The organism is Cupriavidus plantarum (assembly GCF_905397285.1).
GTDB lineage: Bacteria > Pseudomonadota > Gammaproteobacteria > Burkholderiales > Burkholderiaceae > Cupriavidus > Cupriavidus plantarum.
Genome location: NZ_CAJPUX010000007.1, coordinates 102,280 through 114,741 on the forward strand (window position 1 = coordinate 102,280; position 12,462 = coordinate 114,741).

The window sequence follows — 12,462 nt, forward strand, 5'->3', positions numbered from 1 at the left end:
CGGATGGAATCGGGTTACCGGTTCCGGCGGCCCCTGAGCGGGGCCGCCGGTCATGCATGCGTAGGGGGGACGATCAGCGCCCCGCCTGCCCGCCGGTCGCGGCGGGCGTGGCGGACTTGCGGCGGAACAGCTGCCGCGCCTCGCGGCTCAGGTGGAACATCACGTTCTGGAACCCCATGAGGCCGATGCGGAAGATCTGGCTCGCGGCCATGCGCGGCGCATCGCGGCGCTTGTTGCCCCACGAGTCGATCCACGCATCCGCGCGCGAGAACGTGCATTGCACGAAGGCCATCTCTTCGCGCGGCGTCATCTTCGCCAGCTCGAGCCCGGTGTGCTTCGCGCCGTGGAAGACCACGCGCGCGGGAAAGGTATGCTCGGCGTTCTGCAGGTAGAGCGAGATCTGTACCGAGTCGCCGACGCTGGCGGGCACACCTTGCGGCAGGCGGATGCCGAGGCCGCCTTCGGCGAAGTCCACGGTCTCGCAAACGACCGCGCGGCCATCGGCGAAGCGCAGCGTCGCGGGCAGCTTCATCGCCACGCGATGGGCCACGCGGATCTGGCGGGACTCGCTGGCGACCGCGATCGACGCGCCCAGGATGATGAGGTTGTAGACCGTCCAGATCAGGTTCAGCACGACCGTGGTGGCCTCGTGCGTGTTCCACACCGTCAGCCGCCCGATACCGACGCCCACGCCGACGAGGTTCGCGATCAGCAGGATCAGGTAGGGCCGCGAGATGATCCAGTCGAAATACGCTTCCTCGATCACGCCGCCCTTCGGCGTTACGTTGAACTTGCCCGCCGCGGGGTTGAAGAACGCGACCATCGTCGGCCGCATGATGTACCACGCGAGCACGGACTCGTAGACCTCGTTCCAGAACGAATGGCGGAACTTGCCTTGCACGCGCGAGTTCGTCATGTTCGCGTGCAGCAGGTGGGGCAGCGCGAAGATGGCGATCGTCAGCGCGGGGGCCTGGATCACGTGCGCGCCAAATAGCAGGTAGGCGAGCGGAGCGGTAAGGAAGACGAGACGCGGCAAACCGTAGAAGAAATGCAGCATCGCGTTGAGGTAGCACAGCCGCTGCGGCAGCTTCAGCCCGGGGCCCAGCAACGGGTTGTCGAGCCGGCAGATCTGCGCCATGCCGCGCGCCCAGCGGATGCGCTGGCCCACGTGGCCGGAGAGACTTTCCGTGGCAAGGCCCGCCGCCTGTGGAATCGCGAGGTAGGCGGTGCCGTAGCCCTTGCGGTGCAGCTTGAGCGCGGTGTGCGCGTCCTCGGTCACGGTCTCGATCGCGATGCCGCCGACCTCGAGCAGCGGCGCGCGCCGGATGACCGCGCACGAACCGCAGAAGAACGTGCCGTTCCACAGGTCGTTGCCGTCCTGCACGAGGCCGTAGAACAGCTCGCCTTCGTTGGGGACGTCCTGGAACGTGTTGAGGTTCTTCTCGAACGGATCGGGCGAAAAGAAGTAGTGGGGCGTCTGCAGCATCGCGAGCTTCGGGTCCTTGATGAACCAGCCCATGCAGACCTGCAGGAACGAGCGCGTGGGAATGTGGTCGCAATCGAAGATCGCCACGTATTCGCCGTTCGTGTTCTTGAGCGCCTCGTTGATATTGCCGGCCTTCGCGTGGCGATTGTGATTCCGGATCACGTGCGTCACGCCGACTTCCTCGCAGAACGCGCGGAATTCCTCGCGGCGGCCATCGTCGAGCACGTAGACGTTGATCTTGTCGCGCGGCCAGTCGAGCGACATCGCGGCGAACACGGTGGGCTTCACCACGGACAGCGGCTCGTTGTACGTGGGGATGAAGATATCCACCGTCGGCCACGTCGAGATATCCTTCGGCATCGCCGCGGGCTTGCGGTTGAGCGGCCACGCGGTCTGGAAGTAGCCGAGCAGCAGCACGAGGAAGGCGTAGATCTCCGCGAGCACGAGACCGAAGCCGAAGCCCGCGTCGATCCAGTTCTCGAAGCCGACGGTCTCCGTCAGCCGCCAGTACATATAGCGGCTGGAGGCGGCGATCGACAGCAGCACGAGCATCAGCGTTGCCAGATGGCCTCGCACGCGGTTCAGGTAGATCGCGAGGGCGAAGCTGACCGCGGCAAAGGCGATCTGCTGATAGAAGTCCAGCGGCACGCTGATGACCAGCGCGAACATGAATAGCCCGAGCAGCAGCGCGATGGTGCGGAAGATGCCGCTGGCCCAGACCGGCAGCGCGATGAAACGGTCGATCAGCCGATGGACCACGCCGCTGCCGGAGCGCGCGCGGCGCCGGGCGGACGGTTTCGCTTTGGCATTGGCGCTCACGCGGTGTCTCCCTGGACGGCGGTCAGCCGTTGCCGCAGCCACGCGGCGCATCGCTGGATGTCATTGCCCGCCTGGCTGTGCGGGCTGTATTCGAGCACGCTGCGGTCGTAGGCGAGCGCTTCGGGCACGGCCTGATCCTGATGCACGACCCCCAGCACGCGATTGCCGAGCTGCTCGCGCAATACCTGCACGACGTCCTTGCCGAGCTGGCGGCTCACGTCGACCTGATTGATCACGTGGACCTGACCGAGAAACTCCGGGCGGCTGGCGCAGTAGGTCTGGATCAGGTCTTCCATCAGCGGCAGCGTCGCGTACGACGCGGCATCGGCGAGCGTCACGGCCACGCAGAGGTGGGCGTTGCTCAGCGCCTGCCGCATGTAAGGGGAGGGGCCCGGCGGGGTATCGATGACCACCACGTCGTTGCGGCCCAGTCCCAGCGCCTCCAGCTGGCTACGCAGCCAGTTGGGGTGCGTGGCCAAATGCTGTTCGAAGTTCGCTCGGTCCGTTTCGGTGAGGCTGCCGAACGGGAGCACGAGCACGCGCGACCGGCCGTGATAGATGCTCTCCACCCAGCGCTCGCCCGCGAGCGTCGCGCGGGCATGGCCGGCCACGTCCTGCGGCGGCATGCCGAAATGCAGGCGCAGCGCGTTTTGCGGGTCGAGGTCGACGGCGAGTACGCGTTCGCCCGCCTGTGCGAGCGACTCCGCGAGATTGGCGGACAGCGTGGTCTTGCCCACGCCACCCTTGGCGGATACAACGGCGATGATCTTCACGAGCGATTCAAACGGTCGAGGAACGAACGGCGAACGGGAGCACGTTCGGTCTGGGCCGGCGCTTCGGCGCGGCCTTCGAGGCGAGCGAAGACGCTCTGGAGATCGCCCGATGCCGGGCGGACGGGGTTGGCCGCGCGCGGCGGCGTCTGGGTGTCGAGCGGGGGCACGGCGGCTGCCGGCTGCCACAGCGGCTGCGCGGCGGGGGCGGCGGCGTGCGGCGGCGTTGCCGGGGCGGGCGTTTGCACCGGTGCCGCAGGCGCGGATGCCGGGCGCCATAGCGATGCCGCGGGCTCGGCGTCCGCGGCGGCGGAGCGCGGCGTCTCGACGGCCGGCACGGCGGGATGCGTGGTGGAGTGCGCGGCCGGGTGCGTCACCATCGTGCTATCGGGCGCCGGCTGCTGAATGCCCGACGTCAGCGACGCGGCCTGCACCGGTGGCGTCGGCATCGACTGGTCGGCGCGCATCGCGGCCAGCAGCGGCCAGCGCTCGCGGGCTTCCTTCGCCGCGTCTTCCCGCACGATCTCGCGGTAAGTATCTTGGCGGCCGCCGAAGCGGTCGAACAGCTTGGTGAGATCGTCTGACTGGCTCATGGCAATTTACTTTCCTGGCGGCTGCCGCCGGACACGCTCCGGCCTGCGGGGCGCGCCAGTCATCGTCCGAAACGAAACTCCACACTCCCAGTCGCATCCACGGCAGATTGCTGGGAAACCTGAAGGGTGTCCGAGGAGCCGAGCATGCGGAACCAGTGCTGGTAGGCGCCTTGCAGAAACGCACCGCTCCAGGCATCGGATGACTCGCCGAAGGCCGTGCGCAGCGGCGCGCAATGATGGCGAATGACCAGCGCATCGCCGTTGTCCTCGATGCCGGTCCACCCCCAGTCCACATCGAGCCAGATCTGCGCGATGGCGCGCTCGAGTTCGGCCAGCGAGCTACAGGGTCCGAGGTCGAAGCGCTGCGCGAAACGCGCGCCCATGCGCGCCATGAATTCCCGCGCGCCGGCCTCGCTCAATTGCCCCACGAGCTCCTCGCCAAGCACGCCGAGAAAGTCGCGCCACTGCGTCGAGCAATGGCGTTCCGTCAGATATTGAAGAGCCGCTTCGTTCACTTGGTGATTCCCATCTTTGTCGTCGTTCGATCGCCGGAAGCGGCGTTTCGATGTTGTCCGAATTGCCCGGACGATGCAAAGGAATTGAAATTAATACATAGTGAGTGCATACGCCTGTTTCAATATCGCAACACTTCTGACTCCGCAGACATCGCCTGACGGATCGCCGGATTGCCATGCCGTTTTTGCATGGAGCGCGCCGGCGCGGTATGGAAGAATCGCGGCATCCCGTTCCTCCAGATGCCCAACACCCTCGCCATGACCGAACCCGTCGTCTATCTCAATGGGGACATGCTCCCCCTGTCCGAAGCCCGTGTCCCCGTGCTCGACCGAGGCTTTATCTTTGGCGACGGCATCTACGAGGTGATTCCCCTCTATGGCGTCACACCGTTCCGTGCCCAGCAGCATCTGGCGCGACTCCAGCGGAGCCTGGCGTCGATCGGCATTCCCGATCCGTTCTCGGCCACCGAATGGCTCGGCCTCATCAACGAGGTGGTGGCGGCGAACGCGCTCGCCGGCGACCAGATGGTCTATATCCAGGTCACGCGCGGCGTCGCGAAGCGCGCGCATGCGTTTCCAAAGGAGGTGACGCCCACCGTGCTCGTGATGACGAACCCGCTGGTGCTGCCCGCAGCCGAACTGCGCGAGAAGGGCGTGGCCTGCGTAACGATGGAAGACCGCCGCTGGCTGAACTGCCAGATCAAGTCGACGTCGCTGCTCGGTAACGTGCTGGCGGCGCAGAACGCGGCCGTGCATGGCGTGACCGAGACGATCCAGTTCCGTGACGGCTTCCTGACCGAGGCGTCTTCGTCGAACGTATGGGTGGTGAAGGGCGGCCGCGTCTCGGCGCCGCCGAAGGACAACCTGATCCTAGAAGGCATCCGCTACGGCCTGATGGAAGAGCTGTGCGCGGCGATGGATATCTCGCTCGAGGCGCGCCGCATCACGCGGGACGAGGTGTTCGCCGCCGACGAGCTCATCATCTCGTCGGCCACCAAGGAGATCCTGCCGGTGGTTACGCTGGACGGCAGCACGATCGGCACCGGCAAGCCGGGTCCGATCTACGCTAGGCTCTATGCGGGTTACCAGGCCGCGAAGCTGGCCTCGAGCGAGGCGCTGACCGCGCGCTGACGGGGCGCTGACCGATGGCGGCACGCGTGCTACGATGCCCGCTGACGAACTGCTGAAGGAGGCCAGACATGGCCAAGCGCGGGCGTAGCCGCCGTGTCCTGAAGGAAGAAGTCAGCCGGCGCGTGCATCAGATCGACGAGATTGCCGATGACGGCGCGCATATCCGCGTGCCGGATCCCGAGCCGCATGCGCGCGATGCGCGCGGCCGGAACTGGGATATGGCGCGCTTTGGCAATGCGCGGGGCTACGAGGCAAGCATCCGCGTGGTCGTCGACGAGGTGCGGGACGAGTTCGATCTCGTCGACGAGCCCGACTCGCGCGCGCCGAATCCGTTTGAGTAGGGTCTGCTTCAGTCAACCGTCACGATAATCGCCACGCGCCGGTTCTCGGCGCGTCCCGCGGCGGTCTTGTTGTCCGCCACCGGCCGCGACTTGCCGAGGTCGCGCACCTCGATGCGATCGCGCGAAAACCCCGCTTCCACCAGCAACCTGACCACCGCCAGCGCGCGGCGTAGCGACAGCATGCGGTTGTAGGTGTCGCTGCCGACGTCGTCGGTATGCCCGTCCACGCGGACATGCTCGATGCCGGCTTGCGAGAGCGCGCGCCCCACGTCGAGCATCGACGTCCGTCGCGCACCCGTGATCGTGTACTCGTCGAAGCCGAACAGCACCTTGTGCGGCATGCCGAGTTCCCACCCCTGATCGGTCAGCGCGAAGCCCTTTTCCTTGAGCACCGTGACCTGCGTCGGACTGAGCTTTGGCGGCGGCGGTTCGGGCGCGGCGGGCGGCGGCACGGTCTGGCAGCCCGCGATAGCCAGCGTGCAGACGAGCAGGCTCACGGCGAGCCGGGCGAGGCGCGCGAACGGGTACGGCATCGGCGGTGACTCCTCAGACCAGCGTGTCGGGGGGCGTCGGCTCGGCGCTGCGCCACGTGGCGCCCGAGTGCCGCTTGGCCCCGTACATCGCGACGTCGGCCGCATGCAGCAGGCCCTTGGCACTGCGCGCATGTACCGGATAGATGGCCAGGCCGATGCTCATCGGCGCGACGATCGAACCGCCGCTGGGCAGCATCAACGGCGATTGCATGGCCTCGAGGATATGCTCGGCGATCTGCGCGGCGTCCTCGGGCTGGCGCAGGCCGGTGGCCAGCACCGCGAATTCGTCGCCGCCCAGGCGCGCGACGAGGTCGCTCTCGCGCATGCAGCCCCGAATCCGCTGGGCGATGCCGATCAGCACGGCATCGCCGGCCGCGTGGCCGTGGCGGTCGTTGATGTTCTTGAAGTCGTCACTGTCGAGATAGAGCACGGCGGTATGCTGGTTACGCGCGGCGGCACTGCGGACGGCGAGTTCCAGTGCCTCTTCGAAAGCCGCGCGGTTGAGCAATCCTGTCAGACCGTCGTGTGTCGCACGGTGCGCGAGCGAACGGTTCTCGTGCTGCAGCTGGTTCTGCCATGCCTCGAGCTCGTCCAGCAGGCCGTTGAAGTCCTCGCCGAGCGCGTTGAGTTCCGCGATGCGAGCCGGCGGCATGCGCTCGCCAAACGCGCGTTGGGAACGCACGGCGTGGGCCACGCGCATCAGATTACGCACGGGGTCGATGATATGGACGATCATGCGGCTCGACATGTAATGCGCGCCGATGGCCGTCAGCAGCAGGCAGGCCAGCAGGCCCAGCGTGCCCTGTCCCAGGAAATGCAGCAACGCCACCGGATCGCCGGCCACCTCGACGCTGCCGACCTGCTGCGATTCGTGATAGACCGGCTGCTCCACGGGTCCCGAGGTCAGCAGATCGCTCGCGAGCCGTTGCAGCGCCGGAAAGCGATGCGAGTCGCTGCGTTGCCAGACCGCCAGCGGCTGTCGATCGCGGTCGAAGACCTTCGCCACCGCGACGTCCTCGCTCGCGGCGATCAGCGAGAGCGTTTCCCGGGTCGCGGACGCATCGCGGAACACGACGGGCGCTTCCACGGTATAGGCGATGGACCGCGCGACCAGCCGCAGGTTGTGATCGGCATAAGCGCGCAGCGCGGTGAGGCCGAGCGCGGTCAGCGAGATGCCCGCCGTGCAGACCGCGATCAGCGCCACGCTCAGGTGGATGCGCCGCAGCGTGCCATAGAGCGTCGGCCGCGCATGGGCGCGCGGGGCGCGCGCCGCGTCGGTTTGCGGCGCTGGGCCGGATGACGTTGGCTTCGTTGGCGTCGCTGAAGTCGTCCGGGGCGGCGCCGTGGTGGAGTTGCGCGGCGCGTTCATCATGATGCGGGCGCCCTGCGCCGTCCGAGCTGGAGCACGCCCGGATGGACATGGATGCCGCTGCGCGCGATCGAATCGAGATTCACGCGGAACGACACCTGGTTGTCGCGGATGTTGAGGCAGAACATGCTGCCCGCCTCGCACTCGAAATCCTCCTCGGCGATCACGAGTACGGGTTTGCCGGCGAGGTCGTCGGCCAGCCGCTTGCGGCGCGCGTCGGACACCATGCCGACGTACAGCGCATCGCAGGACGGGGCGACGGCATCGGTCATCAGGTCGATGCGGCGCGTTTCGACGAAGCGGCCCGATGTCAGCGCGCCGCCTTCCATGAGCTTGCCCCCGTACCGCGTGCCCGCGTCGACGCACAGCCGCACGGTGTCGCGTTCGGCCGGCCAGCGCGCATAGCTGAGCAGGCTCATGACCACGCGCGCGACCGCGTCCTGCCGCGAGCCCGCCGCACTCTGGGCGGCGCCGGGTGCGGATGGTGCGGATGGTGCCGCTGGCGTCGCCGGTGGGGATAGCGGTGCGGACGCCGGCGAGGCGTTCACGGCGGCACCCTGCGCGAACGCGATCGGCGACGGCATTGCCGCCAGTGCGGTCACGAGAGCCAGCGCCAGCCCGGCGCGGCAGAAGAAGAGGGCGGCCATGTCGTGGTGAGAGCGTGCGGCGCCGGAGCGGTAGAAAGCGATGGCGGTCAAGAGTGGGCGAAGGCGGCACGGCGTGATGGCTACGGTAGCCCGCTCGAACGGCGGCGTCGGTGGTCCAGGGCACGCAGGGCCTCACTGCTTTTCGGCGCGACTCGCAAAAACTGTAGACCTAAATGTCTGCGCCGGCATCGGTGGAAACACAACCGCAGGGGCGACAGCGGAGAGGGGCGCGGCGCCGGGCACCGCGCGCCACGGCGCATGGCCGGATCGCCGCCGGATCGCGGCTGGGGAAGGGTGTAAGGGAGCGTGTGTCCGGCAGGGGCCCGGGAGGGGCTGGGGGAGGAGCGGCCGGGAGGAGCGGCCGGGAGGGGCGGCCGGGAGGAGCGGCCGGGAGGGGCGGCCGGAAGGGGCGGCCGGGAGGGGCGGCCGGGAGGGGCGCGGGAGAGGGAGGGGAGGAGGCGGGAGGAGGCGGGAGGAGGCGGTGGAGGCGGTGGAGGGGGCCGGTAGGCCGTCCCCGATGTGTTTCAGCCGTAATTTCCCGATACCCTTTCTTACATCGGCGTGGGGAATCGGTGGCTAGACTGCCATCAAATGCTTCACCTACAAGACAACAAACAGAGGGTTCAGATGCTTCATCCCCGCTTCCCCCGCACCCTGACCGCCGCGCTCGCCGCGGCCGCGGCCCTGCTGGCGGTCGCTTATGTCCCGTCGGCGCACGCGCAGGTCAACGTCGCCATCGGCATCAACACGCCGCCGCCGGCGCCGGTCTATGAGGTCGTGCCGGGGCCGCGCCCCGGTTACATCTGGCAGCCCGGTTACTGGGGGTGGGACGACCACTACCATCGCCATCACTGGCACAAGGGACGCTGGGCCCATGCGCGGCCGGGGTACGTCTACCAGTCGCCGCACTGGGTCCACGGCGGCAACGGCTGGGTCATGCGCGGTGGGCATTGGAACCGCGGGCATGGGGGTGGGCATGACGGCTACTACGGGCCGCGGTATGGCCACGGCCCGTCGCATGGTTTCTATGGCGGCCATGGGCGCGGACATGGGGGCGGGCATCATGACGGCGGCCCGCGCGGCCATGGCGGTGGGCATGGCAGGGACCATGGCGGTCATCGCGGTGGTCACGGCGGCGGCCATGGCGGCGGTCATGGTCACGGAGGCCACGGCGGCCATCGCTGACCCCGTCATGCCGCCATGCTAGGATGCCCGCTCGGGTTCGAACATGGAGGCATGACATGGCGAAGCAGGTCTTCTCGCGCGCGCAGTACCTCGACATCCTCAACGACAGCCTGCGCAAGCACCCCGGATGGCAGCCCGGCATGGCGTTCGTCTTCCTGCCGCCCGGCGCCGATGCCAGCCAGGCTTCCGGCGTGGGCTGCACGGGTCCGCTCGAGGCCATGCCCATCTATTGCGAGATCGAGCGCGTGGCGTCGGGCCTGATCGAAGTCCGGCACGGGTAGAATGGCGCCCTTCAATAGCTTTGCTGGGAATACAAGGTCGTGAAAAAGACGGATCTCGAAAAGAACAAGGGTCTCAAGATCGCCAACGACATGAAGCACGCGGCGGCCGTGCGCGGCGGCGGCGGGCAGGGCGAGAAGGTCGTGGATCGCCGGGAACAGCGCCGGCTCGACCAGGCGGCCGGCCTGGTGCCCTTTGCCTGCAAGCTGGACGGCAAGCTTGCCGCCCGCCTGCAGGAACTGGCCAAGGATCACCCGGGCGGCATCAATGGCCTGATGGGCGAAGTGGTGACCAAAGGTCTCGGGGACTGATCAGTCCTCTTCTTCCTCGTCGAGGAATTCGCGGCGGAGCATCCAGTTGGCGATGGCTTCGTCGCAGACCTTCTTGAGCTTGTTCTTCTCCGGCAGCTTGTCGAACAGCTGGAAGTTCACGAGTGCCATGCCGGCATCGGTGATGTAGAACAGGCGGTCGGGCTCGTCGTAATGCACCACGCGCCCGTCGATGCCGCCGCCTTCGCTGTCGGCCGGCATGTCCTCGAGCTCCACCACGCGGCACGTGAAGCGCGGGCTGCGCGTGTGCGTCAGGTACTCGAATTCGTCGTGCGTGATGTCGCCGCCCTTGTCGGTGGCGATGGCGAAGCCCCAGATGAAGCGGGGCATCGGCAGATCGGACAGATCGTCAATCTCGTCCATCTCGTCCATGGTGTTCTCCGTGATGCGATAGCCCGCATTATCGCCGAGTTATCTCACCGCGTGGCAGTTCGCGAAGACCGGCGGCGCGTCCTGCGCCCCCATCAGGTCGCGCAGGTTGCCGTCCTCCCCCTTGGTCCACCATTCGTAACGACCCCCCACGTACCGGGCGCCGGAGCCGCTCATCACGTTGACGAACACCATCGGCTTGTCGTCGATGCGCATCAGCGCAAGCTGGTTGCTGTCGCCGTTGAGGTATCGCACGGCCAGCCGGCGGCCGCCGTCGCACTGATAGGTGACGGTCCGGTTCTCCTTGAACCGCAGGTTGTCGAGCCGTGGCTGGGCGGAGGCGGGGGCGATCCCCGCCAGCGTCAGCGTCACGACCATTGCCATTACGGCCAGCCATGCCGGCGTGGCGTGCGCAAAAGCCTTCCACAAATGCATCCGTGCGTGCGTCCGTGCGTGCATGGCGTGCCTCCCGTGCGTTATTCGAGCATGTACCCCTTGGCGAGCGAGCCGAACGCGGCGACTTCGGTCTCCCGCCACGCCGCATTCTCGCCAAGTTCTTCGGCGAGGATTTCCGCCACCCGTGGCGCGCCGGCCACGGCCGCGCGCGAGTCCAGGAACAGCGCGCGATTGCGGCGGGCGAGCACGTCCTCCACGCGGCGCGCGAGTTCGTAGCGCGCGGCAAAGCGCACGTGCGCGGCCGTCAGGCCCGCCGCGGGCACGATGATGTCGTCGTTGCCGGGCAGCGCGCGCAGCAGGGGGAGGTCCGATCCATAGTAGCGGTCCGGCGATCCCGAGTTGGCCGCGGGCAGGTCGTCCGGCAGGCCCGTGGCGCCATGCAGCGGCAGTTGGGCCGTCACGCCCGGGGCCGACTTGAGCAGCTGGCGCTGGATCGCGGTGCCGATGACGTCCTCGGCCATCTTGCGATAGGTCGTCCACTTGCCGCCGGTCACCGTGATCAGGCCCGCCTTGGACACGAGGATCGTATGCTCGCGCGACAGCGAGGCCGTGGAGGATTCGCCGGTGGCCTTGACGAGCGGGCGCAGGCCAGCCCACACGCTGGTCACGTCCGCGCGCGTCGGATCGCGCGACAGATACCGCGCGGCCGTCTCGAGAATAAAGTCCACGTCGTCGCCCGTCGCGCGCGGTTCCAGCGGCAGGTCCTGCCGCGGGGAATCGGTCGTGCCGACGATGGTGTGGCCGTTCCATGGGACGATGAACAGCACGCGCCCGTCGTCGGTCTTCGGCACGAGAATCGCGCGATCGCCGGGCAGGAAGCAGCGCGGCAGCGTCAGGTGCACGCCCTGGCTCGGCGCGACCATGGTGCGCGCCTGGCCGTCTTCCATCTGGCGGATCGCATCGACCCACACGCCCGTGGCGTTGATCACGCAGTCCGCGCGGAGTTCGAACGTGCGGGGCGCGTCGGCAGGCGCGATGGCATCCTGCGCGGTGACGCCGGTGATCACGCCGTTTTTTTGCGCGAGGCCCGTCACGCGCACATAGTTGAGGGCGACGCCGCCGACATCGAACAGCGTGCGCATCAGCGCCGTGGCGAGGCGGGAGTCGTCGAACTGCCCATCGAAATAGAGATTGCCTCCGCGCAGCGGACGGCCGCCCACATGTTCGGCGAGCGTGGGCGCAGCGGCTAGCGTCTCGCGGTGATTGAGCCAGCGGCTGCCCGACAGGTTGAGGCCGCCGGCGAGCATGTCATAGACCTTGAGGCCGATGCCGTAGAACGGCTGGTCGAACATCTGGTAAGCGGGCACCACGAAGCCGAGCGGCCAGACGAGGTGCGGCGCATTGCGCGCGAGCAGGCCGCGCTCGTGCAGCGCCTCGCGGACCAGGCTGATGTTGCCTTGCGCGAGGTAGCGCACGCCGCCATGCACGAGCTTCGTGGCCTTGCTCGACGTGCCCTTGGCGAAGTCCGCGGCTTCGAGCAGCAGCGTGCGGTAGCCCCGCGACGCGGCGTCCACGGCGGTGCCCAGGCCGGTGGCGCCGCCGCCGATGACGATGACATCCCAGCGCGGTTCGCGCTCGAGCGTGGCGAGCAGTTCGGCGCGCGAAGGGGGCTGAATGGAAGGAACGGGTGTCTGCATGAC

At 67.9% G+C, this 12,462-nt stretch carries 15 protein-coding genes; 5 read left to right on the plus strand and 10 right to left on the minus strand.

Features of this window, described 5'->3' with window-relative positions; translation table 11 throughout:
* Nucleotides 1–73: 73 nt before the first annotated feature.
* The 4 genes from bcsA to bcsD are packed head-to-tail and all read right to left on the minus strand — an operon-like array spanning nt 74 to nt 4,183.
* The gene (gene bcsA / locus KHP16_RS24570) at nt 74–2,356 is read right to left on the minus strand and encodes a UDP-forming cellulose synthase catalytic subunit (protein ID WP_211961323.1); all 2,283 of its coding nucleotides are present in this window, start codon (nt 2,354–2,356) and stop codon (nt 74–76) included.
* On the minus strand, nt 2,302–3,078 hold the full coding sequence (bcsQ, locus tag KHP16_RS24575) for a cellulose biosynthesis protein BcsQ (RefSeq protein WP_211961324.1): 777 nt from the start codon (nt 3,076–3,078) through the stop codon (nt 2,302–2,304). The genes bcsA and bcsQ overlap by 55 nt, the downstream gene beginning before the upstream one ends.
* A complete protein-coding gene (gene bcsP, locus KHP16_RS28605; RefSeq protein WP_211961343.1) occupies nt 3,075–3,668 on the minus strand; it encodes a cellulose biosynthesis protein BcsP in 594 nt (197 codons plus the stop codon). The genes bcsQ and bcsP overlap by 4 nt, the downstream gene beginning before the upstream one ends.
* A gap of 59 nt (nt 3,669–3,727) precedes the next feature.
* Nucleotides 3,728–4,183 carry a cellulose biosynthesis protein BcsD gene (bcsD, locus tag KHP16_RS24585; protein WP_211961325.1) on the minus strand — a complete coding sequence of 152 codons (456 nt, stop codon included), beginning with the start codon at nt 4,181–4,183 and terminating at the stop codon, nt 3,728–3,730.
* 258 nt (nt 4,184–4,441) lie between these two features.
* On the opposite strand from bcsD, the gene KHP16_RS24590 reads away from it, so the two are divergent.
* Nucleotides 4,442–5,314, plus strand: coding sequence for a D-amino acid aminotransferase (locus KHP16_RS24590; protein ID WP_211961337.1), 873 nt, complete (start codon nt 4,442–4,444; stop codon nt 5,312–5,314).
* Between the two features lie 68 nt (nt 5,315–5,382).
* The gene (locus KHP16_RS24595; RefSeq protein ID WP_109580615.1) at nt 5,383–5,655 is read left to right on the plus strand and encodes a hypothetical protein; all 273 of its coding nucleotides are present in this window, start codon (nt 5,383–5,385) and stop codon (nt 5,653–5,655) included.
* Nucleotides 5,656–5,663: 8 nt separating this feature from the next.
* On the opposite strand, the gene KHP16_RS24600 is transcribed toward KHP16_RS24595, so the two are convergent.
* Genes KHP16_RS24600 through KHP16_RS24610 form a run of 3 tightly spaced genes read right to left on the minus strand, consistent with a single transcriptional unit; the run spans nt 5,664 to nt 8,255 of the window.
* Nucleotides 5,664–6,188 (minus strand): outer membrane lipoprotein YfiB, encoded by a 525-nt coding sequence (locus KHP16_RS24600; protein WP_211961326.1) that lies wholly within the window; start codon nt 6,186–6,188, stop codon nt 5,664–5,666.
* Nucleotides 6,189–6,201: 13 nt separating this feature from the next.
* Nucleotides 6,202–7,560, minus strand: coding sequence for a diguanylate cyclase DgcN/YfiN (locus KHP16_RS24605; protein ID WP_244836015.1), 1,359 nt, complete (start codon nt 7,558–7,560; stop codon nt 6,202–6,204).
* Entirely contained in the window at nt 7,557–8,255 is a 699-nt protein-coding gene (locus tag KHP16_RS24610; RefSeq protein ID WP_244836017.1) for a regulatory sequestration protein YfiR, read from the minus strand. Before KHP16_RS24610 ends, KHP16_RS24605 begins: the two co-directional genes overlap by 4 nt.
* Nucleotides 8,256–8,831: 576 nt before the next feature.
* Between KHP16_RS24610 and KHP16_RS24615 the strand changes: the two genes are divergently transcribed.
* Genes KHP16_RS24615 through KHP16_RS24625 form a run of 3 tightly spaced genes read left to right on the plus strand, consistent with a single transcriptional unit; the run spans nt 8,832 to nt 9,979 of the window.
* Nucleotides 8,832–9,389 carry a YXWGXW repeat-containing protein gene (locus KHP16_RS24615; protein WP_211961327.1) on the plus strand — a complete coding sequence of 186 codons (558 nt, stop codon included), beginning with the start codon at nt 8,832–8,834 and terminating at the stop codon, nt 9,387–9,389.
* A 56-nt stretch (nt 9,390–9,445) separates the two neighbouring features.
* Complete coding sequence (locus KHP16_RS24620) at nt 9,446–9,670, plus strand: hypothetical protein (protein WP_109580618.1); 225 nt, start codon at nt 9,446–9,448, stop codon at nt 9,668–9,670.
* Between the two features lie 39 nt (nt 9,671–9,709).
* Entirely contained in the window at nt 9,710–9,979 is a 270-nt protein-coding gene (locus KHP16_RS24625) for a hypothetical protein (RefSeq protein ID WP_109580619.1), read from the plus strand.
* On the opposite strand, the gene KHP16_RS24630 is transcribed toward KHP16_RS24625, so the two are convergent.
* Genes KHP16_RS24630 through KHP16_RS24640 form a run of 3 tightly spaced genes read right to left on the minus strand, consistent with a single transcriptional unit; the run spans nt 9,980 to nt 12,459 of the window.
* Entirely contained in the window at nt 9,980–10,360 is a 381-nt protein-coding gene (locus KHP16_RS24630; protein ID WP_179593582.1) for a hypothetical protein, read from the minus strand.
* Between the two features lie 48 nt (nt 10,361–10,408).
* Entirely contained in the window at nt 10,409–10,825 is a 417-nt protein-coding gene (locus KHP16_RS24635; protein ID WP_244836019.1) for an MliC family protein, read from the minus strand.
* A gap of 17 nt (nt 10,826–10,842) precedes the next feature.
* Nucleotides 10,843–12,459: a glycerol-3-phosphate dehydrogenase/oxidase gene (locus KHP16_RS24640; RefSeq protein ID WP_211961328.1), complete on the minus strand. Its 1,617-nt coding sequence runs from the start codon at nt 12,457–12,459 to the stop codon at nt 10,843–10,845.
* Nucleotides 12,460–12,462 lie beyond the last annotated feature (3 nt).